Annotated in this window: 20 protein-coding genes; 16 read left to right on the top strand and 4 right to left on the bottom strand. The window is 61.8% G+C overall.

Annotation, left to right across the window (positions count from 1 at the left end; genetic code table 11):
* Positions 1-6: 6 nt before the first annotated feature.
* Positions 7-312, bottom strand: coding sequence for a helix-turn-helix transcriptional regulator (locus D8M21_RS06910; RefSeq protein ID WP_065424239.1), 306 nt, complete (start codon positions 310-312; stop codon positions 7-9).
* Between the two features lie 110 nt (positions 313-422).
* On the opposite strand from D8M21_RS06910, the gene D8M21_RS06905 reads away from it, so the two are divergent.
* The 4 genes from D8M21_RS06905 to D8M21_RS06890 all read left to right on the top strand — a co-directional run bounded on the left by D8M21_RS06905 (position 423) and on the right by D8M21_RS06890 (position 4309).
* Complete coding sequence (locus D8M21_RS06905; protein WP_161970374.1) at positions 423-1787, top strand: site-specific DNA-methyltransferase; 1365 nt, start codon at positions 423-425, stop codon at positions 1785-1787.
* 68 nt (positions 1788-1855) lie between these two features.
* The gene (locus tag D8M21_RS06900) at positions 1856-2185 is read left to right on the top strand and encodes a hypothetical protein (RefSeq protein WP_048679191.1); all 330 of its coding nucleotides are present in this window, start codon (positions 1856-1858) and stop codon (positions 2183-2185) included.
* Entirely contained in the window at positions 2182-3012 is an 831-nt protein-coding gene (locus D8M21_RS06895; RefSeq protein WP_048679187.1) for a methyltransferase domain-containing protein, read from the top strand. The genes D8M21_RS06900 and D8M21_RS06895 overlap by 4 nt, the downstream gene beginning before the upstream one ends.
* Before the next feature lie 79 nt (positions 3013-3091).
* The gene (locus D8M21_RS06890) at positions 3092-4309 is read left to right on the top strand and encodes an aminotransferase-like domain-containing protein (RefSeq protein WP_048679183.1); all 1218 of its coding nucleotides are present in this window, start codon (positions 3092-3094) and stop codon (positions 4307-4309) included.
* Positions 4310-4349: 40 nt separating this feature from the next.
* Here D8M21_RS06890 and D8M21_RS06885 read toward each other — a convergent pair whose 3' ends face one another.
* The gene (locus D8M21_RS06885) at positions 4350-4982 is read right to left on the bottom strand and encodes a DNA-3-methyladenine glycosylase (RefSeq protein WP_202975609.1); all 633 of its coding nucleotides are present in this window, start codon (positions 4980-4982) and stop codon (positions 4350-4352) included.
* A gap of 234 nt (positions 4983-5216) precedes the next feature.
* Here D8M21_RS06885 and rpsO point away from each other — a divergent pair, with 234 nt between their 5' ends.
* The 7 genes from rpsO (at position 5217) to D8M21_RS11560 (ending at position 13346) form a co-directional block, all read left to right on the top strand.
* A complete protein-coding gene (gene rpsO, locus D8M21_RS06880; RefSeq protein ID WP_030016054.1) occupies positions 5217-5486 on the top strand; it encodes a 30S ribosomal protein S15 in 270 nt (89 codons plus the stop codon).
* A 285-nt stretch (positions 5487-5771) separates the two neighbouring features.
* Positions 5772-8009: a polyribonucleotide nucleotidyltransferase gene (locus D8M21_RS06875; protein ID WP_126855755.1), complete on the top strand. Its 2238-nt coding sequence runs from the start codon at positions 5772-5774 to the stop codon at positions 8007-8009.
* A 154-nt stretch (positions 8010-8163) separates the two neighbouring features.
* The gene (locus D8M21_RS06870; RefSeq protein ID WP_126855754.1) at positions 8164-9528 is read left to right on the top strand and encodes a M16 family metallopeptidase; all 1365 of its coding nucleotides are present in this window, start codon (positions 8164-8166) and stop codon (positions 9526-9528) included.
* Positions 9529-9568: 40 nt separating this feature from the next.
* The gene (locus D8M21_RS06865; protein ID WP_048679171.1) at positions 9569-9883 is read left to right on the top strand and encodes a DUF3870 domain-containing protein; all 315 of its coding nucleotides are present in this window, start codon (positions 9569-9571) and stop codon (positions 9881-9883) included.
* 120 nt (positions 9884-10003) lie between these two features.
* On the top strand, positions 10004-11158 hold the full coding sequence (locus D8M21_RS06860) for a DUF819 family protein (protein WP_085528593.1): 1155 nt from the start codon (positions 10004-10006) through the stop codon (positions 11156-11158).
* Positions 11158-12306 carry a dipeptide epimerase gene (locus D8M21_RS06855; protein WP_126855753.1) on the top strand — a complete coding sequence of 383 codons (1149 nt, stop codon included), beginning with the start codon at positions 11158-11160 and terminating at the stop codon, positions 12304-12306. Before D8M21_RS06860 ends, D8M21_RS06855 begins: the two co-directional genes overlap by 1 nt.
* The gene (locus tag D8M21_RS11560; protein WP_053089948.1) at positions 12303-13346 is read left to right on the top strand and encodes a C40 family peptidase; all 1044 of its coding nucleotides are present in this window, start codon (positions 12303-12305) and stop codon (positions 13344-13346) included. Before D8M21_RS06855 ends, D8M21_RS11560 begins: the two co-directional genes overlap by 4 nt.
* 40 nt (positions 13347-13386) lie before the next feature.
* Here D8M21_RS11560 and D8M21_RS06845 read toward each other — a convergent pair whose 3' ends face one another.
* Both D8M21_RS06845 and D8M21_RS06840 read right to left on the bottom strand, forming a co-directional pair.
* Positions 13387-14190, bottom strand: coding sequence for a serine hydrolase (locus D8M21_RS06845; RefSeq protein ID WP_048679166.1), 804 nt, complete (start codon positions 14188-14190; stop codon positions 13387-13389).
* A 70-nt stretch (positions 14191-14260) separates the two neighbouring features.
* Positions 14261-16225, bottom strand: a complete 1965-nt coding sequence (locus D8M21_RS06840; protein ID WP_048679162.1) for an acyltransferase family protein — start codon at positions 16223-16225, stop codon at positions 14261-14263.
* 192 nt (positions 16226-16417) lie between these two features.
* Here D8M21_RS06840 and dapB point away from each other — a divergent pair, with 192 nt between their 5' ends.
* The 5 genes from dapB (at position 16418) to D8M21_RS06815 (ending at position 23619) form a co-directional block, all read left to right on the top strand.
* Positions 16418-17173 carry a 4-hydroxy-tetrahydrodipicolinate reductase gene (dapB, locus tag D8M21_RS06835; RefSeq protein ID WP_048679159.1) on the top strand — a complete coding sequence of 252 codons (756 nt, stop codon included), beginning with the start codon at positions 16418-16420 and terminating at the stop codon, positions 17171-17173.
* A 2-nt stretch (positions 17174-17175) separates the two neighbouring features.
* On the top strand, positions 17176-17793 hold the full coding sequence (locus tag D8M21_RS06830) for a hypothetical protein (RefSeq protein WP_174229714.1): 618 nt from the start codon (positions 17176-17178) through the stop codon (positions 17791-17793).
* Between the two features lie 21 nt (positions 17794-17814).
* A complete protein-coding gene (dapA, locus tag D8M21_RS06825) occupies positions 17815-18744 on the top strand; it encodes a 4-hydroxy-tetrahydrodipicolinate synthase (RefSeq protein ID WP_126855752.1) in 930 nt (309 codons plus the stop codon).
* Between the two features lie 52 nt (positions 18745-18796).
* The gene (locus D8M21_RS06820; protein ID WP_048679150.1) at positions 18797-20503 is read left to right on the top strand and encodes a ribonuclease J; all 1707 of its coding nucleotides are present in this window, start codon (positions 18797-18799) and stop codon (positions 20501-20503) included.
* 116 nt (positions 20504-20619) lie between these two features.
* Positions 20620-23619: a DNA translocase FtsK gene (locus tag D8M21_RS06815; protein ID WP_048679148.1), complete on the top strand. Its 3000-nt coding sequence runs from the start codon at positions 20620-20622 to the stop codon at positions 23617-23619.
* Positions 23620-23646: the final 27 nt, after the last annotated feature.

Raw genomic sequence — 23646 nt, 5'->3', positions numbered from 1 at the left:
CGTGTCTCAGGAATCGGCGTTGACGGGGGCCGCATGGCGATGGGCGGAATCTTCCGGCCAGATGGCGTCCAGAACTTCTTCCCGAGGAATATTCAAAATGGCGACGATTCGCATGAGGGAACGCAATTTGGGATTAGAGGGGCTCCGAGTCGCGCGATCGCTATAGCCATATTCCATTTGTTGATAGTGCTGCCGGGAAATGCCGGCCGCTATGGCGACCTTTTCTTGCGAGAAGCCGAGGTCTGCACGATAGCTCTGCAGGAGACTCCCCAACCGCTGCGCGGTTTCGCGGTCAAGAGAGTCGGAAGTCATTGCACCAGAATCGGTTTGGCCGTGGATCAGGTCTACCAAGTGCACTTTGCGAAACTTCGCTATCCTGTATTGCCAAGTGTACATTGCTCTATTTGGGGGAGGCAATGCCGGTGGATGGATCCACGTTTTCAGGTGACCGTGGGTGGAATGATGTGGAGTTCGCCGAGGGGCCCGAAAGCTATGGACTGATGTGGCCGGGGAAGTCCGAGGCCCGTCGCTTGGCGGAGGCGCCCACGGCCGCGCGATTGGTGACCATGGACGGGCGAGGGGCCCGGTGTGGACACACCACGATGATCGAAGGGGACAGCTTGGATGCGCTCAAGCTTCTGACCCGCACTCATGCGAAGGCCTTTGGGCTGATCTACCTCGACCCTCCCTACAATTGCGGCACGCGGGCGGACTATCGCGACGATTTTCGGCGTTCGCAAGCCAGTGAAAATTGTGCTGTGAATTCACTCGCCACAACGAAGGGTCGGCGAAGCGCGGGACGTCGTCACTCCTTGTGGTTGGACCTCATGTACGCACGACTTTGGGTGGCCCGGGAGCTCCTCCAGGAATCGGGTGTCGTGGCGATCTCGATCGACGACCATGAGGCACCGCGCCTCCGTTTGCTCCTGGATGAAATTTTCGGGGAAGAGTGTTTCCAGGCCACGATCGTGTGGGAGCGAAAATACTCGCCGGCGAATGACTCCCGCAGATTTTCCACGGTGCACGAATACATTCTCGTGTACGCCAGGCCCGGCTTCCGGCCGGGTCTCTTGCCGCGCACGGAGCGCATGAACGCCGCGTATCGTCACGACGACGGCGATGGTCGGGGACGATACCGACCCAGCGATCTCTCCGTACGGACCTATCGGCCCACACACGACTACCCCGTGATTAACCCGAAGACCGGGCGAGCTCATGTGCCGCCGCGCGGGAGATCCTGGTCCGTATCCGCAGAAGCCATGGATGCGTTAATCGAGGAGGGGCGCGTCTACTGGGGAGTGGATCAAACCCACGGGCCTCAGCTCAAGCGTTATCTCTCCGAGGTGCAGCCGGGGGTGGTGCCGACGACGTGGTGGGCGCGCGAGGTGGCCGGACACACCCATGGGGCAAGGGCGGAATTGCGCGCGCTCTTCGGAACGACGGGTGTCTTCGATACCCCCAAACCGGTGGAGCTCATTCAGCGCTTGCTTCGCGTCGCTAGTGGACCCGACACTCTGGTGCTGGACTTCTTTGCCGGATCCGGGACAACGGCGCATGCCGTGATGCGGCAGAACGCGGAGGACGGGGGACGCCGCGGAGTCGTCCTGGTGCAGACCCCAGAGCCGATCGATCCAGGGCGCAAACCCGAGATTTCCGCCGAATACCCCACGATTGCCCATGTGATGCGGGAGCGGGTTCGGCGTTCGGCCAGCTCCGTCTCTCGCGAATTCCCGCATTGGGATCCGCCCGCCGTCACGTCTCTACGGGTGGAAAGCTATCCCGGGTAGCTAGTGGCGAACGGTCAGGTCAGTGCGTTATACCGGAACTAAGCAACTCATCGACGGAAAGGTCCACCATGTCCACTGCAGCGCCCACCCTCTTTTCGACCGCCGGTCTCATCGGAGGCTATGGGGTGGCCAGGGCCACCGGTAATCGACCGCTCGGTGGGGCTGTGCTGGCCGCGGCCGGAGTAGCCGCTTTCCGCGGATGGCAGAAAAACGCCGGTACCGGGATGGCCTCAGCCTTGACCGGCGTCTACGTTCTGTCCTTCGGCCTTTCTCATCCCCTCGCCAAAAAGTTGGGGGCGTGGCCGAGCGTTTTTACCGTGACGGCGGCGACCGGGGCGGCCTCGGCGATTTTGGGTCGGGATCTTGGAGTGAAGGTTTCCGGGCGCGATAAGGCATGACCCCCGCCGACCCCGCAACACCTCAGGCCGATACGCACTGGGATCCACGGCGCTATCGGACGTTTGGCGATGAACGTTCCCGCCCGCTCGTGGACTTGCTCGGTCGGGTTCCGGTCGAACGGGTGAACGACGTCGTTGACCTGGGATGTGGCCCGGGGACGGACACACCGGTGATTCGGGAGCGGTGGCCAGGGGCAATGGTGCATGGCGTGGACAGTAGCCACGAAATGATCGAGGCCGCTCGTCGAGGAGCCGATCCTCACACGGAGTATCGTCAGGTCGACGTCAGGCAGTGGCTTGCAGAAACGCAATCGACCGGTCTCGGCGAACGGCCTCAGGTCATTGTGTCGAATGCGATGTTTCAGTGGGTCGACGGGCATCGCGAGTTGCTGCCGGAGATCGCCGACCTGGTGGCTCCCGGTGGGGCTTTCGCCTTTCAAGTTCCGGGCAACTTTGATGCCCCGTCGCACGTTCTTCTACGAGAAATCGCCTCTCGACCGGAGTACGCGCGGCACATCACGGAAAAATTGCGGGACACCGTGATTGGTGCCGAGGAATACCTCGGTGACCTTTCGCGCCCTGGGTGGTCGGTCGATGCCTGGGAAACGACCTACATGCATGTTCTTCAGGGCGAAAATCCAGTCTACGAGTGGATTTCCTCTACTGGGGCGCGTCCCGTGCTCCACGCCCTGCCGGCGGCGGAACAGCAGAAATTTATCGCGGAATATCAGGCAGCCCTTCGCGAGGCTTACCCGGTGGCCGAATTCGGGACTGTCCTACCTTTCCGGCGCATCTTCGTGGTCGCCACGCGAAGTGCCGGTGCATGAGTTCTTCCGCGTCTCACTCCTCAGCATGTGAGACATTATCTTCAACCATCACACATCAACAGACGACGAAAGAGGCATCATGACCACGGGCGTCACCGAATTTACTCCCCAGCTTTCCCGCAATTTTGCGGATACCGAAGATTCCCCGGTGAGGGCGTTGCTGGATCTGGTGAGCCGCCCGGGAGTTATTTCTTTCGCGGGTGGTATTCCCGACGCCACGTATTTCGATGTCGACGCCATTCGTGACGCATACCGTGCCAGCTTGGAGCGACCCGATCGGTCGCTTCAGTATTCCTCGAGCGAGGGTGAACTCGAGCTGCGTGAAATCCTGGCGGCACGGCTCACCGACGAAGGAGTTCCGACGAGCTCGGACGACCTTTTGGTGACGACCGGCTCGCAGCAGGGGTTAACCCTCATGGGTCAGGTCATGATCGATCCCGGCGACGTGATTTTGGTTGAGGATCCCACGTATCTCGCGGCTTTGCAGACGTTCGGCCTCTCCGGCGCGCGATTCGTTGCCGTGGAATGCGACGACGAAGGAATGCTTCCCGACCACCTCGAATCGGCGATCGCGGAGCACGGACCGAAGCTCGTGTACCTGATTCCCAGTTACCAGAACCCGAGCGGCCGGACGATGACGATGTCGCGCCGTCGCGCCGTGGCCGACGTGTTGCGCGCCACCGGAACTATGCTCATCGAAGACGATCCCTATTCGAGCCTCCGCTATTCGGGTGAGGCACTCGATCCCATTTGCGCTTTCGAGGGCATGGCAGAACAAACGGTTCTTCTCCAGACCCTCTCCAAATCGGTGGCGCCTGGGATCCGGCTCGGGTGGGCACGTGTTCCCTCAGCGATTCGGGACGCCTTGATTGTGGCCAAGCAGGCCATCGACCTCCACAGCTCGACCGTCGACCAGTACGCGGCCGCCCATTTCCTGGCTCATCCCGAGAATCATCGTTCCGATGAGGAAAAACTGCGGGTCTACGGGCAGCGGTGCCACGCTTTGGCTCGCGAGCTTCCGCGGGCCTTGCCGGAAGGTTCCCGAGTCACGACGCCGCTCGGCGGAATGTTCCTCTGGGCGGAATTGCCGGAGGCCTACGATACCGATGCCCTCTTGCCGTATGCGATGCGTGAAGGCGTCGGCTTTGTGCCGGGGAGCTCATTCCACGTGGACACCAGCATTCGGAATACGATGCGGCTGTCCTTCGTGACCAATGCGGAGGACGACATCGTCGAGGGCGTGAATCGACTCCAGAGGGCAGTTGCCGCGTATGAAGCCGAGCGGAACCTGAAGTAATCGGGATTTCGGATCGGGCCGATCCCAACCTGGAAGAGATTCAGAGAGATTGATCGAGGGCGACTCTGCGGGAGCGCGGAGAACTCACCGTGGGGTCGCCCGGAATCCAGTACCTCAGGGGAGCGTCGGCGTTCTTGCTAATGCCAATTCGGCGTCCGCGAACCACCTCAACCGGGCCCTGGCGTTCTTCGATCCAGAATCCGTCCTCGTCGGCGACCGAGAGGCCGGAACGGTCTGGTGAAGAACCGTGGTGAACGCGGGAGCCGTCGTCGGACAGGCTCAGGCCCAGGGCTGCGCCGAGGTTCCCAGGCCCCCGAGCCAACCCAGCGTCTGGTGCGTGGGGGCCGCGGCGGGCACGAACCGTGTCGAGCCCTGCCACCACTTCGCCACCTCGCATCAAACAACCGGTGGCGGTGCCGTCAGGGGAGCATACGAGGTTTCCCGCGCGGTGTATCCCATAGGAGGCGTACACGTACAGGCAGCTTGGCGGACCAAACATCGTGCGGCACCGCGGGGTTGGTCCCTTATGTGCGTGGGAGGCCGGGTCGATCTCGCCGAGGTACGCTTCGACTTCCGTCAATCGGATGGCGACGTCGCCACGATGGAGGATTGCACCCAACAGAAGCGGGGCGACCACGTCGGCGGGCTGCGAGAAATCGATCATGTCAGCCATCGTCGCACGATAAGGTCACACGTCTCACATCGATGGGCCGCTGCAGCCTTCCGGGAATGGGCCGCCATCAGTTAGACTGTTCGATACGTCTGGCTGCAGTCCGTGGTTGCCAGACCTCCCTCGCATCGTGATCCTCGATGGGCATTGCCACATCGGGACTGTCCGCGATGCAGGGGATCCCGGCGGTATACACCGTATCGGGCGGTTCACGGCACTAACTCTAGGAGTTATTCAGTGGCATTGGATCCCGCTGTCAAGCAGGAAATCATCAAAGAGTACGCGACCAGCGAAGGCGACACCGGTTCGCCCGAGGTTCAGGTCGCCGTTCTGACTCGTCGCATCAGCGATCTGACGGAACACCTCAAGTCCCACAAGCATGACCACCACTCGCGTCGTGGTCTCATGATCCTGGTGGGTCGCCGTCGCAACATGCTCGGCTACCTGCGCCGGATCGACATCGAGCGTTACCGTACGCTGATTCAGCGTCTCGGCCTGCGCCGATAGTAGTGACGTTTGCGAGCGGCGGTGCTGCTTTCAAGACCTGAGCGTTCTTTCATGGAACACTAGGGACTGAAGGCGGCACCGCCGTCTTGTTAAATAACGGCACGAATACCGTGCCGCGAACCCGCCGGGGAGGAACCTTGGGGGTTCGGAAGAAGAACAGCGTGGGCCCCGGCCCTAACCCACGGTCCTCGGTAGTGGCTTCCGGATGGTGAATCATCCGTGAGCCTCGATCGAAGACCGAGTCGGGGAGGGCCCACGCGACCTAAGAAGAAATGGAGGTGACCCTTGGAGGGTCCCGAGATTCAGTACGCAGAAGCCATCATCGACAATGGCAAGTTCGGTCAGCGCACCGTACGTTTTGAAACGGGCCGTTTGGCCCAGCAGGCCGCGGGTTCGACGCTCGTGTCCATCGACGAGGACACCACGATGCTGTCCGCGACCGCCGTCGGCAAGCACCCGCGTGAAGGATTCGACTTCTTCCCGCTGACCGTGGACGTCGAAGAGCGGATGTACGCCGCCGGCCGCATCCCCGGTTCGTTCTTCCGCCGTGAAGGACGCCCCTCGACGGACGCGATCCTCGCGTGCCGTCTCATCGACCGCCCGTTGCGCCCGGCCTTCGGCAAGGGCATTCGCAATGAAGTGCAGGTCGTCGTCACGGTTCTGACCATCGATCCGGACGAAATTTACAACACCGTGGCCATCAACGCCGCGTCAATGTCCACCACCCTGTCCGGCATTCCTTTCCAGGGACCGGTCGGCGGCGTGCGCATTGCCCTCATCGACGGTCAGTGGGTCGCCTTCCCCAAGCATTCCCAGCTCGAAAACGCCGTCTTCGACATGGCCGTCGCCGGCCGTGTCGTGACCAAGTCTGATGGCACGGAAGACGTCGCGATCATGATGGTCGAGGCGGAAGCCACCGACGACTCCTGGGAATTGATTCAGTCCGGCGCTACTGCACCCACCGAGGACGTCGTGGCCGAGGGACTCGAGGCCGCCAAGCCCTTCATCAAGGCACTGTGCGACGCTCAGTCGGACCTGGCTCAGCGTGCAGGCAAGCCTGCCATGGAGATCGAGCGCTTTGGCGGATACGGCGACGACGTCGCCGAAGCCGTTGAGTCGAAATTCGGCCAGAAGGTCAAGGACGTTTACTCCATCGGTGGCAAGCAGGAACGCGAGATCGCTTCGGAGAACCTCCAGAAGGAGATCGCGGACGCGCTCGCCGGCGAAGGCCAGCAGTTTGAGGGTCGCCTCGACGAGGTCAACGGTGCGTTCAACGCCCTAACCAAGAAGACCGTGCGCCAGCGCATCTTGACGGATCAGATTCGCATCGACGGACGTGGGCTCACCGACATCCGTCGACTCTCCGCTGAGGTCGATGTCTTGCCGCGTGTTCACGGTTCGGCGATCTTCGAACGTGGAGAAACCCAGATCATGGGTGTCACCACGCTCAATATGCTCAAGTTGGAGCAGCAGATCGATTCGCTCTCTCCGGTCAAGTCGAAGCGGTACATCCACCACTACAACTTCCCGCCGTACTCCACGGGTGAAACCGGCCGCGTCGGCTCGCCGAAGCGTCGCGAGATCGGCCACGGTGCTCTCGCCGAGCGTGCCCTGACCCCGGTCTTGCCCTCTCGCGAAGAGTTCCCCTACGCGATCCGCCAGGTGTCCGAGGCTCTCGGTTCCAACGGTTCGACGTCGATGGGCTCCGTCTGCGCCTCGACCCTCTCGCTGTACAACGCCGGTGTGCCTCTGCGCGCGCCGGTCGCAGGCATCGCGATGGGCCTCGTTTCGGATCAGGTCGACGGCGAAACCCGTTACGCCGCGTTGACCGATATTCTCGGCGCCGAGGACGCCCTGGGCGACATGGACTTCAAGGTCGCCGGCACGTCCGAGTTCGTCACGGCAATTCAGCTGGATACCAAGCTCGACGGCATCCCCGCCGCCGTGCTCGGCTCCGCCCTGAAGCAGGCCCGTGAGGCTCGCTTGCACATCCTGAGCGTGCTCACCTCGGTGATCGACGCCCCGGATGAGATGAGCGAATTCGCTCCCCGCATCATCACCGTGAACGTTCCGGTGGCCAAGATCGGCGAGGTCATCGGACCGAAGGGCAAGATGATCAACCAGATCCAGGAAGACACCGGCGCGGATATCTCGATCGAGGATGACGGCACCGTGTTCATCGGCGCCGTCGACGGACCCTCGGCAGAAGCCGCACGGTCCGCCATCAACGCCATCGCGAACCCTCAGGTTCCCGAGGTGGGCGAGCGCTACTTGGGCACGGTCGTGAAGACGACGACCTTCGGCGCCTTCGTTTCGTTGACTCCGGGCAAGGATGGTCTGTTGCACATCTCTGAGCTCCGCAAGCTCAACGATGGCAACCGTGTGAACGACGTCGAAGACGTCGTCGGAGTGGGCCAGAAGGTCCAGGTTGAAATCACCAAGGTTGATGACCGCGGAAAGCTCTCGCTTGCCCCGGTAGTTGCCGAGGATGAGGCCAACTCCGAAGCCGCCGACGAGGCGTAACGCGTTGAGCCACTGAGGCCCCGGTCGGATTCATCTCGAATCTGGCCGGGGCCTCGGTGCGTCGTGGGCAGGTGGCGCCGTGCCCTAGACTGTTCGCCGGGGCGTACCGTGCTCCCGCAAGCCGAAACCGACCAGTGAGGACCACCCAGCAGACATGCCGTACACATTGGGGCTCGAGCCTCAGGACCTGACCGCCGAGATGCACGACGACGACGGACGCCTGGTCTGGTCGGGGGAAGGCGGCAATGAGGTACGTCGATCGGTTTTGCCTGGAGGAGTTCGGGTTCTCACCGAACGCATGCCTGGGCAACGTAGCGTGTCCCTCGGTTTCTGGGTGGGCGTCGGCTCCCGCGATGAGGCCGTGGGAATGTATGGTTCGACGCACTTCCTCGAACACCTGCTGTTCAAGGGCACCGAGCGGCGCAACGCGCTGCAGATAGCGGAGGCCTTCGACGCCGTGGGCGGCGAGTCCAACGCACTGACGGCGAAGGAGCATACCTGCTATTACGCCAGGGTGCTGTCAGAGGATCTGCCCATGGCCGTGGACGTGATTGCGGACATGGTGACCTCGGCCCTCTTGGACCCGCAAGAGCTGGAGCAGGAACGCGGCGTCATCCTCGAAGAGATCGCGATGGATTTGGATGATCCCACCGATGTTGCCTTCGAAAACTTCACGAGCAAAATCATGGGTGAGCACCCGCTGGGGCGCCCGATCGGCGGCAACCCATCAGAGATCACCTCGGTGGCCCGTGACGCCGTCTGGGACCACTATTCCCAGCACTACACCCCGGACAAGCTCGTCATCTCGGTGGCGGGAGGCCTCGAACACCGCGACGTCGTGCGGCACGTGCTCGAGGCGCTGGACCGCTCCGGCTGGGCTTTGCCCCAGGGGGCGACGCCGGCCCCGCGGCGCATTCGCAAGGCCGCACCATTGTCCCCGGAATTCGGCCATCACACCGTGGATCGTGCCTTCGAGCAGGCGAATGTGATCATCGGAAGCACAGGTTTGATCGCGGGGTCGCCCCAGCGATTCACGATGTCCGTGCTAAATGCGGCCCTGGGCGGGGGCATGTCGTCCCGGCTCTTCCAGGAAGTCCGGGAAAAACGTGGACTCGCTTACAACACCTTCTCCTTTGGCGGGTCCTATTCCGACGCCGGGTATTTCGGAATGTACGCAGGGTGCACCCCGGATAAGGCGTCCACGGTGATTGATGTGATGCGACGGGAGCTGCATCATCTGGCCGAGCACGGGATGAGCGCGACCGAACTGGATAAGGTCACCGGTCAGCTCAGTGGCGCGACCTTGCTGGGGAGCGAGGACTCTGGATCTCGAATGTTCCGTTTAGGTCGCTCCGAACTCGACACCGGAACTTTTACGGATTTGGACGAATTGCACCAGAATATTCGCGCCGTGACCGCTGCGGAAGTCCAGGAACTCGCCGCTGACCTGGCGGAGCGAGAAACGGTGACGACGTGGGTTGGTACCGGCATGGCTGAGGCGGAGGCTCAACGTGCGTAACGTGTTCGTAATCACAGTTGTCTGGGGTTAAGCTTTTCCCATGTGTTCCTCGATCTTCGTGACCGGAGAAGCGAAGTCGCCGTCGAGTAACCCGATCACACACCAGTTCGGGATTTTCTTCGTCGGCCTCGTGGTCGACCGGAACACTCACCGAATCCTCGATGCGGAATGCACGGCGACGTTGGCCCTGACGAATACGTTCGTCCGGAGCTTGATCGTGGGAGCAAGCATCGTCGACGAGGAACGCCTGGTGGAGCCCATCTCCACCCGGTACCACGGTTCGTCTCAGCGTGCCCTGATTACCGCGTTGCGGAACGCGGCGGTCAAATATCGCGGGATGATCGATACCACGTAGCAGGCACCTCCTGATTGCTTGGTCCCTTCCCAGGGACCGGATCCAGTCGGAAACATCGAGACGACGTCTCGGGGTTTCCGACTTTTTGCATTTCCGGGGGTGTTGGGAAGGAAACGAGAAATGGTTACCGACGGCTTCCTCTTTTTGGGGGTGTTGATGGGACTGGCAGCGGTCATCGTGTTCTTGGAAAAGCGCACGCGACTCACGCTGTTTCGGTATGTCCCGGGATTCGTGTTGATGTACATTTTGACGGCTCTGCTCAACACGATCGGTGTCTTCGACCATAACGAGCAGGTTTTGGCCACGGGCACTTCCGTTCAGGATGCGCTCCTCCCGGCAATGATTCTCCTCTTGCTGTTTCAATGCGATGTTCGGAAAATCATCAAGCTCGGACCCAAACTGTTGCTCACCTTCGTCGTCACCGCCTTCAGCATTTTTCTCGGTTTTGTGGTGGCGTTCTTGATTCTTCAGAAGGTCTTGGACCCGGAAGCATGGAAGGCCTTGGGTGCACTCTCGGCGTCGTGGACGGGCGGCTCCGCCAACATGGTGGCGGTCCAATCTATTCTTCAGGCCCCGCAGAACGTCTTCGGATATGTCCTGATCGTGGACACCATCATCTACTCGGTGTGGTTGCTGGTGATGTTTGGCTCGGTGTCGATTTCCGACAAATTTAATGCCTGGACCAAGGCTGATACGAGCTATCTCGATGCCCACTCAGGGGAGAAAGAGGCCGACCAGCAGAAGCCGATCGATCTGGGATCGCTCATGTGCGTGATCGGTTTCGGAATCTTCATCTCCGCAGTGGCCACCGCTATCGGAAATGTTTTGCCTGAGGTTGGCGTGGTCATTACGTCGAGCACCTGGACCATTCTCATCGTCAGCGTGTTGGGCTTGGTGATCGGTTCCACCCGGCTCGGAGCCGTCGCCGGATCGAGCGAGGTTGCCACCGTCATGCTGTACCTGATTATCGGAATCATTGCATCGCAGTCCGATTTTTCCTCTCTGGCTCAAGCGCCGTTGTACCTGGTGGCGGGCGTCATCGTCATGATCGTGCACATCGTCGTGATGGTCGTATACGCCAAATTGACTCGGACGGAACTCTTCAGCCTCGCCGTTGCGAGCACGGCCAACATTGGGGGCATCGCCTCCGCACCGGTGGTCGCGAGCGCCTTCAATCGGCAGCTCGTCCCCGTGGGTGTGCTCTTTGCCCTGATGGGTGCATTCCTGGGGACATTCTTCGGGCTCATCACCGCGCAAGTTTTGGCGGTGCTGTGATGATGGAGTCAACCGAAAAGCACCTGAGCATGCCAGCCCCGACGGATGGCGCACTGACCGTCCGTCGCCTCGCTACCGTGCCTTACCGTGGCCCTTTGGTCCGGCCTTTTGTGACATCCCGACGTCGAGCGGATGCCATCGACGGAGTCCTCGTCGAGCTCGACCTCGACGGCGACGTTCGGGGGATCGGATCGGCGGCTCAAACGTGGGCGGTGACGGGGGAATCGGTGGCCTCGATCGAGGCGGCGGTCAACGGACCCATGTCCGAAAGCCTCGTTGGGCGCACGTTGTCGCTACACGAAGCCTCCGACGTCGTCATGAACAGTTGCTCCGGGAATTCCAGTGCCAAGGCCGCCGTCGACGTCGCGCTTCATGATGCGTGGTCGGCTGCCCTGGGACGCCCGCTGACCGTCGCATTGGGCGGTCGGACCGAGGGCAGCGTCGAAACCGATATGACCGTCAGCCTGGGGGAGCCTGACGTCATGGCGCAGGACGGGATCAAGGCTTGGGACGAGGGCTTCCGAATCCTCAAGATCAAGCTCGGTCAGAATTGGCACCGTGACATGGAACGCTTAGAGATTCTCCGGGAGGCCGTGCCTCAAGCGCGGTTCCGCCTGGACGCCAATCAGGGGTGGACGGCCCAGGAAGCGATCCGCGCGATTTCCTCCCTGGAAGATTCGGGATTCCCCGTGGACCTGGTGGAACAGCCCACACCCAAACACGATCTCGAGGCGTTGGCGGCTGTGACGGCGGCGGTCTACACGCCCATCATGGCGGATGAGTCCGTAGCCACGCCGCATGACGCCGTGGAGATTGTCCGGCGCGGCGCAGCTGACATGCTGAACATCAAACTCGCCAAATGCGGCGGTATTCGGGCCGCCATTGCGCTCGCCGACATCGCCGAAGCCGCTGGGCTCGGATGCATGATCGGCGCCATGATGGAGCCGCGACCTTCAATTGCGGCCGCGGTACATCTCGCGATCGCTCGACCGTCCATCGGCCTGGTCGATCTCGATTCGGCCGAATGGATCGATGACCCCAGAATCTCGGGCGGATACGTGCGCGACGGCGCGCATCTGACCGTGACGAAAAAGACCGGACTTGGCATCCAAGCCGCTGGGTCCCTGATGGAAGGACATCTCGCATGAAAACCCCACGCATTCTCGCGGCCGCCGCGACTTTAGTGTTCGCGTGCACGACGACGGGTACGGCCGCTTGGGCCGACGGTTCCTCTCCGTCGGATGTTGCCCATGAATCCGGGCAGATATCTGCCGGTGACACGGCTTTTGTCAATGACAACGTCGCAACCCTGTGGACCGAGCCTGGTCAAGACCGCCCCGAAGATCGCCCCTCAACGACCCATCCGACCGATCTGGACTTGTGGAATCAGAACCTTCAGGACACCAAGCTCCGGGGCTGGCTCACCGGACATCTAGAGACTCAGGCTCTCTATGGGTCTCGTGTCACGGTGACGGAGGTTTCCGGGGAATGGGCCAAGGTGGTCGTGACCGATCAGATGACGCCCCGTGATCCACGTGGATACCCTGGGTGGATGCCCGTCCGTCAGTTGGTGGAGAACCCGACGTTTGCCGACGCGAAGAAGCAGGCACCCCGTGCCGTGGTGACCGCGAAGAAGAGCGTCGTCGCCGGGACGAAAGCCGGAACTCCGACGACCGACGTCAGCTTCAATACCGAACTTCCGGTGGCGAAACAGTCTAGCGACCATGTGACCGTTCAGTTGCCGGACGGGGGTTCCGGTACGTTGCCGACCAGCGACGTCGAGGTCTACCAGCCGGGCCAGACGGCACCGAAACCGACCGGGGAGCAGGTCGTTGAAACGGGCCAGCGGTTCTTGGGTCTGCGGTACCTGTGGGCCGGAATGTCGTCCTACGGGTACGACTGTTCGGGATTCACCTCGAATATGTACCGGGCGCATGGAATCGATATTCCCCGTGACGCGGACGCCCAGGCCGAGTTCGGCACAGCGGTGGACGAACGGGACCTGCAACCGGGTGACTTGTTGTTCTTCGCCCAACCTGGAGGCACCGGTGCCGTGCACCATGTGGGGATGTATATGGGCGACGGCAAGATGATTCACGCTCCCAACGAGTCGACGAGCGTCTCGATCACGGACTGGAAGACATGGGATTCCAAGGACGAGTTCTCGGGCGCACGCCGGATGCTGTGAACGGCGAAACCCTCATACGACGACGTCGTATGGGGGTTTTCTATGAAGATCGGGGGCGGCTCATGAGCGCGGTGACCAAGGCCGCTATCGCCTCGTCGGCCGCCTCCTCGGTGTAACCCCGGGTACAAATGGACAGGTACTGGCAGTCCTTGGCGCCTGGGTCGCCGACGAAGGCGACGTCGTGGCGGATCCCGGGAACCTCCCCGGACTTGGAGCCCCACACCGTTCCGGCGGGCAGTGCTCTACCGATGGGTGCCGTGCGTTGTGCCTTCAGGATTTCTTGGAAGAAACGGGTGGTCTCTAGGCCCAAAGACGTGGCACAGGGGCCCTCCCATCCGTTTGCGGTCGCATGCATCAGAGTGACGAGATCGCGTGCGGTGGTTATGTTGCTGAGACCCCGTTGCTCGGCGGCCTCATCACCGATGAGTCGTTCGATGCGCGTCGAATTCACACCGAAATCTCGAAGGACGCCCTCGATCGCCGGGAGCCCAACCTCGCGCATCAGCATATTCGTCGCTTCATTCGAGGACCGCGAGATCATGGCCTCCAGAAGGTCAGTCACTGGAACCGGCGTGGACTCAGGGGGAAATTCAGGGTCGAGATGGTCGCCCGTCAAGCGAAATGGGTGCCCGTCGACGCCGGTGAAAGTCCTGGTGGACGGGTAGGTCGCCGTCCAGTCCAACGTCCCTACCTTGAGGCCACGGCCCGCCGCCAGTAGCACGGCGAGTTTCATGGTGGATGCCGCGTAGTACTGGGCATCCGGTCGGTGTCCAGCGAGGAGCTCGCCTCGCGCATTGCCCACGGCAAAACTGATGGAAACGGATCTGGCGTGAGGATTCTCCATCCATCGAACCTAACAGCCCGGAACGTCGTCACCCGTCGGAGATCACGTCACAGAGTGCCGTGGATTGAAATTACGGCCCGGGAGCAGCGGATTGTTGGGCGTTCTGCGACTCGGAGAGTCCAGCCGTGGCTTTCTCGAGATTCTGTTTAGCGTGATCGACGGCGTCGGCGACCGTGGTGGCATAAAGGTCCTGGCCTGCGGCCTGCGGATGAACGCCGTCGGAAACCAGAAGGTCCCGTTTGCCGTCCGAAGCCTTCGCCCAATCGGCGAGCACCAGCTTGTCGTTCGCCCCGGTGGCCTCCCGGATGGTGTTATTTGACGTCGAGACCCAGTCCAAGGTTGGGGGCGCTTGACCCGTGACTAATACGACTTCTCGGACCTCGCCGGACTCCGCGATCTTGACGAGTTGATCGACGTCGTGGGAGGTCATGGCGGCGTTGGTGGACAGCGAGATGACGACCACTCGGCCCAAGGTGCCGTCTTCCGAACGTTGCCGCGCCAGGTCGATTCCTTCGCTGACGTTGCGGCTCACCGCTGCATCGATAGAAATTCCCGGCAATTTGTCTTGGAGCGCCTCGGCCGAAGCCAGGGTCACGGAGTCTCCAATCATCGTGACGTCTTGTCCGCCTGGCGTGGGGTGATAGGGCTGAGGTCCGGAGGCGGTCTCCGAGGGGGAAGCGCTCGGCGTCGGGCTCGACGACAGCGCGGATTCTCCTTCCGCCACCACGGATTCGGCTTGCGTCTGCTGGGGAGCGTGAAGGCACGCGACGACGGTTCCCCCTACCGCGAGGAGCCCCAAACTGACCGAGCCAACGGCGATCCACCGGGGACGACCTGCACGCGTCACGGCTCCGCCCAACCGGGCCAGAGCGCCTCCGAATCCCAGTCGGCGAACGGGTTGTTCGAGCCAGCGGTAGGACACCGCAGCGATCACGACCGTCACGAAGAGGACACCCAGATTTCGCAAATGCCCCGGAACCTCAGGTGCGCCGTAGTGGGCCAGGGCCATGAGCGGCCAGTGCCATAGGTAGATTCCGTAGGACCTCTTGCCGAGCCAGGCCAGCGGCGCCAGGGATAAGAGTCGGCGCAACCCTTCGGCGCCCGTTCCTCGAACGTCCGGTAGAAGTGCCTGAATGCACCCGATGCCAAGGATTGACGCGGCAAGAAGGCCCCAAGGAGCCAAAAGTGAAGGGTTCGCCTCATTGAGCGTGAGGCACAGGAACGGCAACAGGAGCAGACTCAGCCAACCAACGAGGATACGCACGATATTCAGGCCGGGGCGAAAACCTCGATCGAGGGCCCAGACCTTCACCCCGGGACGCGGCGGGTACATACTCCACGGGATAGCCAATGCCAAGACCGCTCCCAGCATCAGACCGAAGGCGTGGGTATCGAGGCCGTAGTATCCGCGAGTGGTGGAGCCTTCCACGGCGTTCCACACGAGCATCGCCACGATGGACCCCACGCCCAGGACCATGGGCACAACACGGCGACGCCGCCAGGTGCTGACGAGCATGCACGTGACCACGAGGATGACGGGCCAGGCGAGGTAAAATTGCTCTTCCAAAGCCAGCGACCAGAAATTGGTGTACAACTCCGGATTGGTCTGTGCGAAATAGTCATTCCCCGCAGCAATATTGGTCCAGTTGGAGGTGTACGTCAGCGCCCCGAACACCTGGCGCGGCATTTCCACCAATACGTCGCCGCCCACCAGCAGGGCGAGACTCGTGCACACCACGACGCACAGAACCATCGCCGGGACGAGTCGACGGAGTCGTCGCATCCAGAACTGGGGCAATCGCATCCGGTCCGTAAATGCGGCTTCTTTGAGTAATAGCGCCGTGATGAGATACCCGGAGATCACGAAGAAGAGGTCGACGCCGACCAAGCCACCCGGCAGCGCTCCCGGCCACAGGTGATACACAATCACGGCCGTAACGGCGATCGCTCGCAACCCGTCAAGGCCGCGGAGCACGAATCTGCTCTCTGCCGCTTCAGGGGGAACGGAGGAGGCAAAGGGAGTGGGGGAAGACATACGAGGTGTGGATCCTGGGGAATGAAACGTGGGGTTGTGTTTCCTCTTGCTGACGCGAAGGTAACTGAACTTCATGGTATCCGTCCCAGCTGGGAGGAGGTCGCGTTCTCAGCCACACATCGCGGGAGGATCCCTCGCGGAGACGGACGTCATCGTCGTCGAGTGCAGCGATGCGGCGATAGGGTGGGGTTTATGACTGACGTGATCAAGGTGGCCGTTCTGGGTGCCGCGGGCCGTATGGGTTCGCAGGCCGTCGACGCGGTGAATGCAGCAGAAGATATGGAATTGGTGGCGGCGCTCGGCTCGAGTGATACCTTGGACGCGCTGGTGGAGGCAGAGGCCGACGTCGTCGTCGACCTGACTGTTCCCGACGCGAGCGAGGAGAACGTCCGCTTCGCCGTTTCGCACGGGATGCACGCCGTCGTGGGGACAACGGGCTGGGACGAGGCCAAGCAAGGCCGGTTGAACGAATTGCTCGAGAAGAATCCCGGAGTGGGAGTGCTGATTGCCCCGAATTTCGCGATCGGCGCCGTGTTGGCCGGGAAATTTGCCGCGACCGCAAGCAAGTATTTTGAATCCGTTGAGGTGATCGAACTGCATCACCCGGAGAAATTGGATGCTCCCTCGGGAACGGCTCGACACACCGCGCAGGAGATTGCCCAGGCACGGCGAGAAGCCGGCCGAGGTCCGAGCCCGGATGCGACTCAAACCGATCCCGAAGGCTCCCGTGGCGCCGTGATCGACGACGTCCACGTTCACGCCGTTCGTTTGCGTGGGCTCGTGGCACATGAGGAGATCGTGTTGGGTGATATCGGGCAGCAGCTGACAATCCGCCACGACTCCTTTGACCGGGTGTCTTTCATGCCTGGAGTTCTCTTGGGAGTGCGAACCGTGGGGGAGCGCCCCGGCCTGACCCACGGTCTCGACGGCTACCTGGACTTGGCCTGAGCGTGCGCGGACTCAAAGTATTCACGGCGGTGGTGGCCGTGCTTGCCGCCGTCAGCGTGTGGCTCCTCCCGATTCCGAGCGGAACGCGGCTGTTCATCCTCGTTATTTTGGCGTTCAGCGCTGCCTTCGTGTTCGTCGAATCCACGAATAAAGGCAAGACCTTCGCCGCCGTCACGGTGGCATTATTGGCTTTGTATCTGGTGCTGACCCTCCAGCGAGGCATTCTGTTGGTCGCCGCCGGTAACATCACGGGAATTTTGCTCGGTGCCGGTCTGATCGTTCTGCCCTTGATCGGGGCATGGGCGCTCATCCGAGAAGTTCTTTTTGGCATCCGTGTTCAGCAGCTCGGATCAATCCTGGCGTCAGAAGGCGGGCTCCCCGAAGACAATCTGCCTCGAACGGCCGCCGGTGGAATTGACCGCGCCGCCGCCGATGAGCAGTTTCCTCAATTTCAACGTGACGTTGAGGAAAATCCTGACGATTGGCGTTCCTGGTTCCGACTTTCGTGCGCGTACGACGCCGCGGGGGACCGGAAGCGGGCCCGGAGGTCCATGCGCGACGCCGTGGCCTTACATCGTGGACGTTCAGTAGGCGCGTTGTACCAGGGCGAAGAGTCCTAGTTGTGTTGTAGCCTGGGGATTATGTCTGAGTCTTCGAACGAGAACCCCACTACCGTCAAGCCGTTGTTCGGTCGATTGCTGACCGCTATGGTCACGCCGTTCGCGGACGATGGTAGCGTCGACGAACAGGCGACGGCCCGACTGGCCGTCGACCTGGTAGACCGCGGCAACGACGGCCTGGTGGTGTGCGGAACCACGGGTGAATACTCGACCATGACGGACGAGGAAAACGCGAAGGTATTCCGCATCGTCAAGGACGCCGTAGGGGATCGGGCCTCGATCATTGCGGGTGTGGGCTCGAACGACACCGCACACACCTTGCATCTTGCAGCCCTCGCGGAAGAGGTCGGAGTGGACGGCCTTCTGGTCGTGACGCCGTATTACAACAAGCCCACGCAGTCCGGCCTCCTTGCTCATTTCCGCACGGTCGCCGACGCGGTGACGACTCCGGTCATGCTGTATGACATCCCCGGACGCGCCGGCATTCAGATCGCTCCGGACACGATGATCGCGCTGGCGGAGCACCCCAATATCGTTGCCGTTAAGGACGCCAAGGCGGATTTTGCGGCCGCAACCGAGGTCATGTCCCGCACGAATCTGCAGTTTTACTCGGGTGACGACGGGCTGACGCTACCGTGGATGTCCATCGGTGCCATGGGACTCGTCGGCGTGACGACTCACGTGATTCCCGAGCACTTCCGGGAACTGATTGATGCCGTCGTGGCCGGTGACCTGGCAACTGCGGCCGCCCTTCACCGCGAGATTCATCCCGTCGTCTCCGCGACCATGACCCGGGTCCCCGGGGCAGTGGCCGCAAAATCAATTCTTCACTGGCAGGGACGGCTGACATCCAGCCGAGTTCGCCTGCCCCACGTGGACCCCACCGAGGCGGAAATCGCTCAGATGCGATCCGATCTCGAGGGGACCGTGGCAACTTCAAGCATCAAATAAATACGGTCGACGCGGTTTAGAGCGCGACCGAAAACATTCAGAAAGGGGTCACGTGACCCAGATTCCCACAGATTTGCCCAAGCCTCCTAGGCTTCAGAAAGACACCTTGCGTGTCGTGCCGCTCGGCGGCCTGGGCGAAGTTGGTCGCAATATGACCGTCTACGAGATCAACGGAAAACTCTTGATCGTGGACTGTGGCGTGCTCTTCCCCGAAGAGACGCAACCCGGTGTGGACTTGATCTTGCCGGACCTCAACCACATCTTGAACCGGCTCGACGACGTGCTGGCCATTGTGCTGACGCACGGCCATGAGGATCACATCGGCGCCGTTCCGTACCTGCTGAAGCGCCGCCCCGATATTCCCTTGATTGGCTCGCAGCTAACCCTCGCGCTCGTCGAGGCCAAACTTCAGGAGCACCGCATTCGTTCGGCTTCTACGGCAGTGGCCGAGGGAGACATCGAGAAATTCGGTCCGTTCGAATGCGAATTCGTTGCAGTAAACCACTCCATCCCGGATGCCCTCGCGGTATTCATCCGCACACCTGCGGGCAATGTCCTGCACACGGGTGACTTCAAGATGGACCAGCTTCCGCTGGACGGTCGCATCACGGACTTGCGCCACTTCGCGCGACTCGGCGAGGAAGGCGTGGACCTGTTCCTGCCTGACTCCACCAACGCCGAGGTCCCGGGCTTCACTCCGACCGAAAAGAACATCGGTCCTGTCCTCTCGGACGTCTTCCGTGATGCTCCGAAACGCCTGATCGTCGCGTCGTTCTCCTCGCACGTTCACCGTGTGCAGCAGGTCATCGACGCCGCCGTCGAGCGTGGCCGCAAGGTCGCCCTGATCGGCCGCTCGATGGTCCGCAATATGTCCATCGCGGAGAAACTGGGGTACCTCCAGGTTCCGGATAACGTGCTGATCGACATGAAGCACATCGATGATTACCGGGATGACGAGGTCGTGCTGATGTGCACGGGTTCTCAGGGTGAACCGATGGCCGCGCTGTCCCGCATGGCCAGTGGCGATCACCGGGTGCAGATCCAGGAAGGCGACACCATCGTCTTGGCGTCGTCGCTGATCCCGGGCAACGAAAACAGCGTGTTCCGCATCATCAACGGTTTGCTGAAGCTTGGTGCCAACGTGATCCACAAGGGTAACGCCAAGGTTCACGTTTCGGGCCACGCCGCTGCGGGAGAATTGCTCTACTGCTACAACATTCTTGAACCGGGTTACGTCATGCCCGTGCACGGTGAAGTCCGCCACCTGATCGCCAACGGCAAGCTGGCGATGGAAACCGGCGTTCCGGAGGAAAACGTCCTTCTCGGTGAATCCGGCGTCGTCGTGGACATGAAGGATGGCCAGGCGAAAATTGTTGGCGCGGTGGACTGCGGCTACGTCTACGTGGACGGTAAGTCCGTGGGCGAAATCACGGATCAAGACCTCAAGGATCGTCGGACGCTCGGCGAAGAGGGCTTCGTGTCCATCGTGATCGTCGTGGACCGTGCCTCCAAGAGGGTGGTGGCCGGGCCGGATGTCCACGCGCGTGGCGTTGCCGAGGACGACTCCGTGTTCAAGCCGATGATCCCCAAGATCACCGAGGCATTGGAAGAAGCGATGCAGGAGAAGAGCTCCAAGCGTCTGAGCAACCACCAGATGCAGCAGATCGTGCGTCGCACGATCGGCCAGTGGATTGGCCGCAAGCTCCGCCGCAAGCCCATGATCATTCCTGTGGTCGTGGAGGCGGGAAAGAACTCCTAAGAACGGTTATCCCCAGGCACATGGAGTGCCGGGTTTTCGAGGGCGGTATCCACATGTGGTGCGGTTGAGGCCGTACGTGAGTGTGGGTTCCGCCCTCATCGTTTACCCTGGAACATATGGCGACTCGAACTTCCCCCACCCCAAAAAAGGGCGCATCGCAGTCGCGACGATCGTCGAGCGGCACGACAAAGGCCGCCAACCGTTCTTCGCGTGCAGGCGCCAACGCACCCGATCAGCCCCATTGGTTTATCCGGGCCATTGTTGGTGCGTGGGTTGGTTGCGCCCATCTCGTGGGTGGCGCCGTGCGCCGGATGGGTACCCTCCGGACGTCTGTAGAGCCAGAGGAGCGTCGCGACGGCGGCGCCCTGCTCATGTTGATGTTGGCGCTCATAACCGCCGCCGTTGAATGGTGGTCTCTAGCCTCCGTGGGTATTCAAGCGGTGTCGTGGCCGGCGATGGCGTGGCACTCGGTGGTCGCCGGAACTTTTGGGCACATGGCGCTCGTGGCTCCGGTCCTCTTGGGCGGTTTTTCGATCCGGGCCTTCCGTCACCCCACGGAGATGGGGGCCAATAATCGCATCGCCGTGGGCCTTCTGATCATGATGATTTGCGGCTCGGCCCTTTTCGATATCGCGGCCGGATCGCCCAGCATCGACGGCGGGTTTGAAGGCGTTCGCCGTGGCGGTGGAATCGTGGGTCTCCTTGCGGGCGCCACCATGGGCAAGCTCGTCACGGTGCCCGGCGTCGTGGCGTTGCACGTGCTGCTGTTGCTCATTTCGATTCTCATTGTGACTGCGACGCCGGTGCGACAGATCATCCCGAATATTCAGTCCGCCTTTGGGCGGCTCATGGGGGAGAAGCCCGCCCGCGCGGAAACCGACCTTGCGGCTCCCGACCACGACCGCAGCTATCTTGAGACTGGCTCCCTTCCCGAGGCGGAGCGGAAGAGCAAGAAGTCTCGGTTCCGGCGTCGTCAGGGCAAGAAGGCCGACGAGGAGCCCCTGGACCTGTACGACGGTGATGAAGCCTTTACGCGCGCCGTCGTGGACGAGAGTGGCCATCGCGCGGATCCGAACGGCGGTCGTATCCAGCCGTCGGATACTGAACTCTTTGACCACACCAATGCTGGCGCGAAGACGGCAAGGCCCACTAAGAAGAAGTCCGAGATCTTTGACTTGGGCAAATTCAATCGCGCCCGTGCAGCACGCGGCGAAACCGATCCGGCCGCCCCGGCTCCCGAGGATGAACTGGACCAAACACGGCAGCTCAACGCACCAGGCGAGGACGAGACCGAGGTGCTCACTGGTACGGCTCGAGGGGGCGTCCCCTCTCCGAAGAGTCGGCCCAGCACAGCGACGCCGAGTGGAGCATCGGTCCAGGACCCCTCAGACGGGGTATCGCCCATCGTCGACAAGGCAGACCCCCAGGACGCTCAGGCTCATGGCGCCACGGTAGCGGACGCCGTCGACACCAACCTTCCTCATGCTCAACCTCAGACCGGTGCCGCACGCGATGCCGCGCTCGCCGTGAGTCCGTACGAGCTTCCGACACAGCAGATGCTGACCCAAGGCCCTCCCGCGAAGGAACGGTCCGAGGTCAACGACGCCGTCGTGCGCGCCCTGACCAACGTGCTGGAACAGTTCAAGGTCGACGCCGAGGTCACCGGTTTCTCCCGCGGACCCACCGTGACTCGATACGAGATCGAACTGGGTGCAGGCACCAAGGTCGAACGCGTCACGGCATTGTCCAAGAACATTTCATATGCGGTGGCCAGCGCGGATGTGCGCATTCTTTCGCCGATCCCTGGCAAGTCGGCCATCGGAATCGAGATTCCCAACACCGACCGCGAGACGGTCGCACTCGGCGACGTCCTGCGTTCTCAGATGGCGCATGCGACGCCGCACCCCATGGTTATGGGCGTCGGCAAGGACGTCGAAGGCGGATACGTCGTGGCAAACCTCGCCAAGATGCCGCACATGTTGGTGGCTGGCGCGACGGGTGCCGGTAAGTCCTCGTTCGTGAATTCGATGATCACGTCCATCCTGATGAGGGCCACCCCCGACGAGGTCCGCTTGGTCATGGTGGATCCCAAACGTGTCGAACTCACGGCCTATGAAGGTGTCCCGCACCTCATCACCCCGATTATCACGAATCCGAAGAAGGCCGCCGAGGCGTTGCAATGGGTCGTTCGGGAGATGGACGCCCGCTACGACGACCTCTCTCACTTCGGGTACAAACACATTGACGACTTCAACAAGGCGGTCCGAGAAGGAAAGGTTCAGGCCGAGCCTGGATCCAAACGAAAGATCCGCCCCTACCCGTACCTCCTGGTGATTGTTGACGAGCTCGCGGACCTCATGATGGTTGCCCCGCGTGACGTCGAAGACGCGATCGTGCGCATCACCCAGCTCGCCCGTGCCGCGGGCATTCACCTGGTCCTGGCGACCCAGCGCCCGTCCGTGGACGTGGTCACCGGTCTGATCAAGGCCAACGTGCCCTCCCGTATGGCATTTGCGACGTCGTCCGTGACCGACTCTCGCGTGGTCCTGGACCAGGCGGGTGCGGAAAAGCTCATCGGCCAAGGCGATGCGCTGTTCCTCCCGATGGGCGCGTCGAAGCCGATGCGTGTCCAGGGTGCGTGGGTCACGGAGTCGGAAATTCACGACATCGTCGAGCACGTCAAGAAGCAGATGCCGGTGAGCTACCGAGCCGATGTCATCCAAGATCAGCCGAAGAAACAGATCGACGAGGACATCGGAGACGATCTCGACGTCCTGTTGCAGGCGGCCGAACTCATCATCAATTCCCAATTTGGTTCGACCTCCATGTTGCAGCGAAAGTTGCGTGTCGGCTTCGCAAAGGCCGGTCGTCTCATGGACCTTTTGGAATCTCGGGAGATCGTCGGGCCCTCCGAGGGATCGAAGGCTCGCGACGTTCTGGTAGCCCCGGATGACCTCCCTAACGCCTTGGCCCGACTTCGTGGCGAAGAACCCGAGCCGGAAGAGCCCGCCGGCGGCGACCCCGTGGAAGAATCGTTGCAAAACGTCGCAACGGATTATCACGACGGCGCCGACGAGCCCAGTAACGAAGACGCATGGCAACTGACCGGTCGGTGACGAATCAAGGCCCAAGGCCACGGAGAG

The sequence above is a fragment of the Kocuria sp. HSID16901 genome (assembly GCF_003989425.1).
Classification (GTDB): domain Bacteria; phylum Actinomycetota; class Actinomycetes; order Actinomycetales; family Micrococcaceae; genus Rothia; species Rothia massiliensis.
Note: the sequence above shows the minus strand (reverse complement) of the source record. Positions and strands in the feature narration are given on the sequence as shown.

Excerpts from the sequence above, each read along its gene's own strand:
- dapA (WP_126855752.1), top strand. The coding sequence starts at position 17,815 with ATGTCTGAGTCTTCGAACGAGAACCCCACTACCGTCAAGCCGTTGTTC.
- D8M21_RS06910 (WP_065424239.1), bottom strand. The coding sequence starts at position 312 with ATGACTTCCGACTCTCTTGACCGCGAAACCGCGCAGCGGTTGGGGAGT.
- dapB (WP_048679159.1), top strand. The coding sequence starts at position 16,418 with ATGACTGACGTGATCAAGGTGGCCGTTCTGGGTGCCGCGGGCCGTATG.
- D8M21_RS06845 (WP_048679166.1), bottom strand. The coding sequence starts at position 14,190 with ATGGAGAATCCTCACGCCAGATCCGTTTCCATCAGTTTTGCCGTGGGC.
- D8M21_RS06895 (WP_048679187.1), top strand. The coding sequence starts at position 2,182 with ATGACCCCCGCCGACCCCGCAACACCTCAGGCCGATACGCACTGGGAT.
- D8M21_RS06860 (WP_085528593.1), top strand. The coding sequence starts at position 10,004 with ATGGTTACCGACGGCTTCCTCTTTTTGGGGGTGTTGATGGGACTGGCA.
- D8M21_RS11560 (WP_053089948.1), top strand. The coding sequence starts at position 12,303 with ATGAAAACCCCACGCATTCTCGCGGCCGCCGCGACTTTAGTGTTCGCG.
- D8M21_RS06870 (WP_126855754.1), top strand. The coding sequence starts at position 8,164 with ATGCCGTACACATTGGGGCTCGAGCCTCAGGACCTGACCGCCGAGATG.
- D8M21_RS06865 (WP_048679171.1), top strand. The coding sequence starts at position 9,569 with ATGTGTTCCTCGATCTTCGTGACCGGAGAAGCGAAGTCGCCGTCGAGT.
- D8M21_RS06885 (WP_202975609.1), bottom strand. The coding sequence starts at position 4,982 with ATGGCTGACATGATCGATTTCTCGCAGCCCGCCGACGTGGTCGCCCCG.
- D8M21_RS06855 (WP_126855753.1), top strand. The coding sequence starts at position 11,158 with ATGATGGAGTCAACCGAAAAGCACCTGAGCATGCCAGCCCCGACGGAT.
- D8M21_RS06840 (WP_048679162.1), bottom strand. The coding sequence starts at position 16,225 with ATGTCTTCCCCCACTCCCTTTGCCTCCTCCGTTCCCCCTGAAGCGGCA.
- D8M21_RS06890 (WP_048679183.1), top strand. The coding sequence starts at position 3,092 with ATGACCACGGGCGTCACCGAATTTACTCCCCAGCTTTCCCGCAATTTT.
- D8M21_RS06900 (WP_048679191.1), top strand. The coding sequence starts at position 1,856 with ATGTCCACTGCAGCGCCCACCCTCTTTTCGACCGCCGGTCTCATCGGA.
- D8M21_RS06815 (WP_048679148.1), top strand. The coding sequence starts at position 20,620 with ATGGCGACTCGAACTTCCCCCACCCCAAAAAAGGGCGCATCGCAGTCG.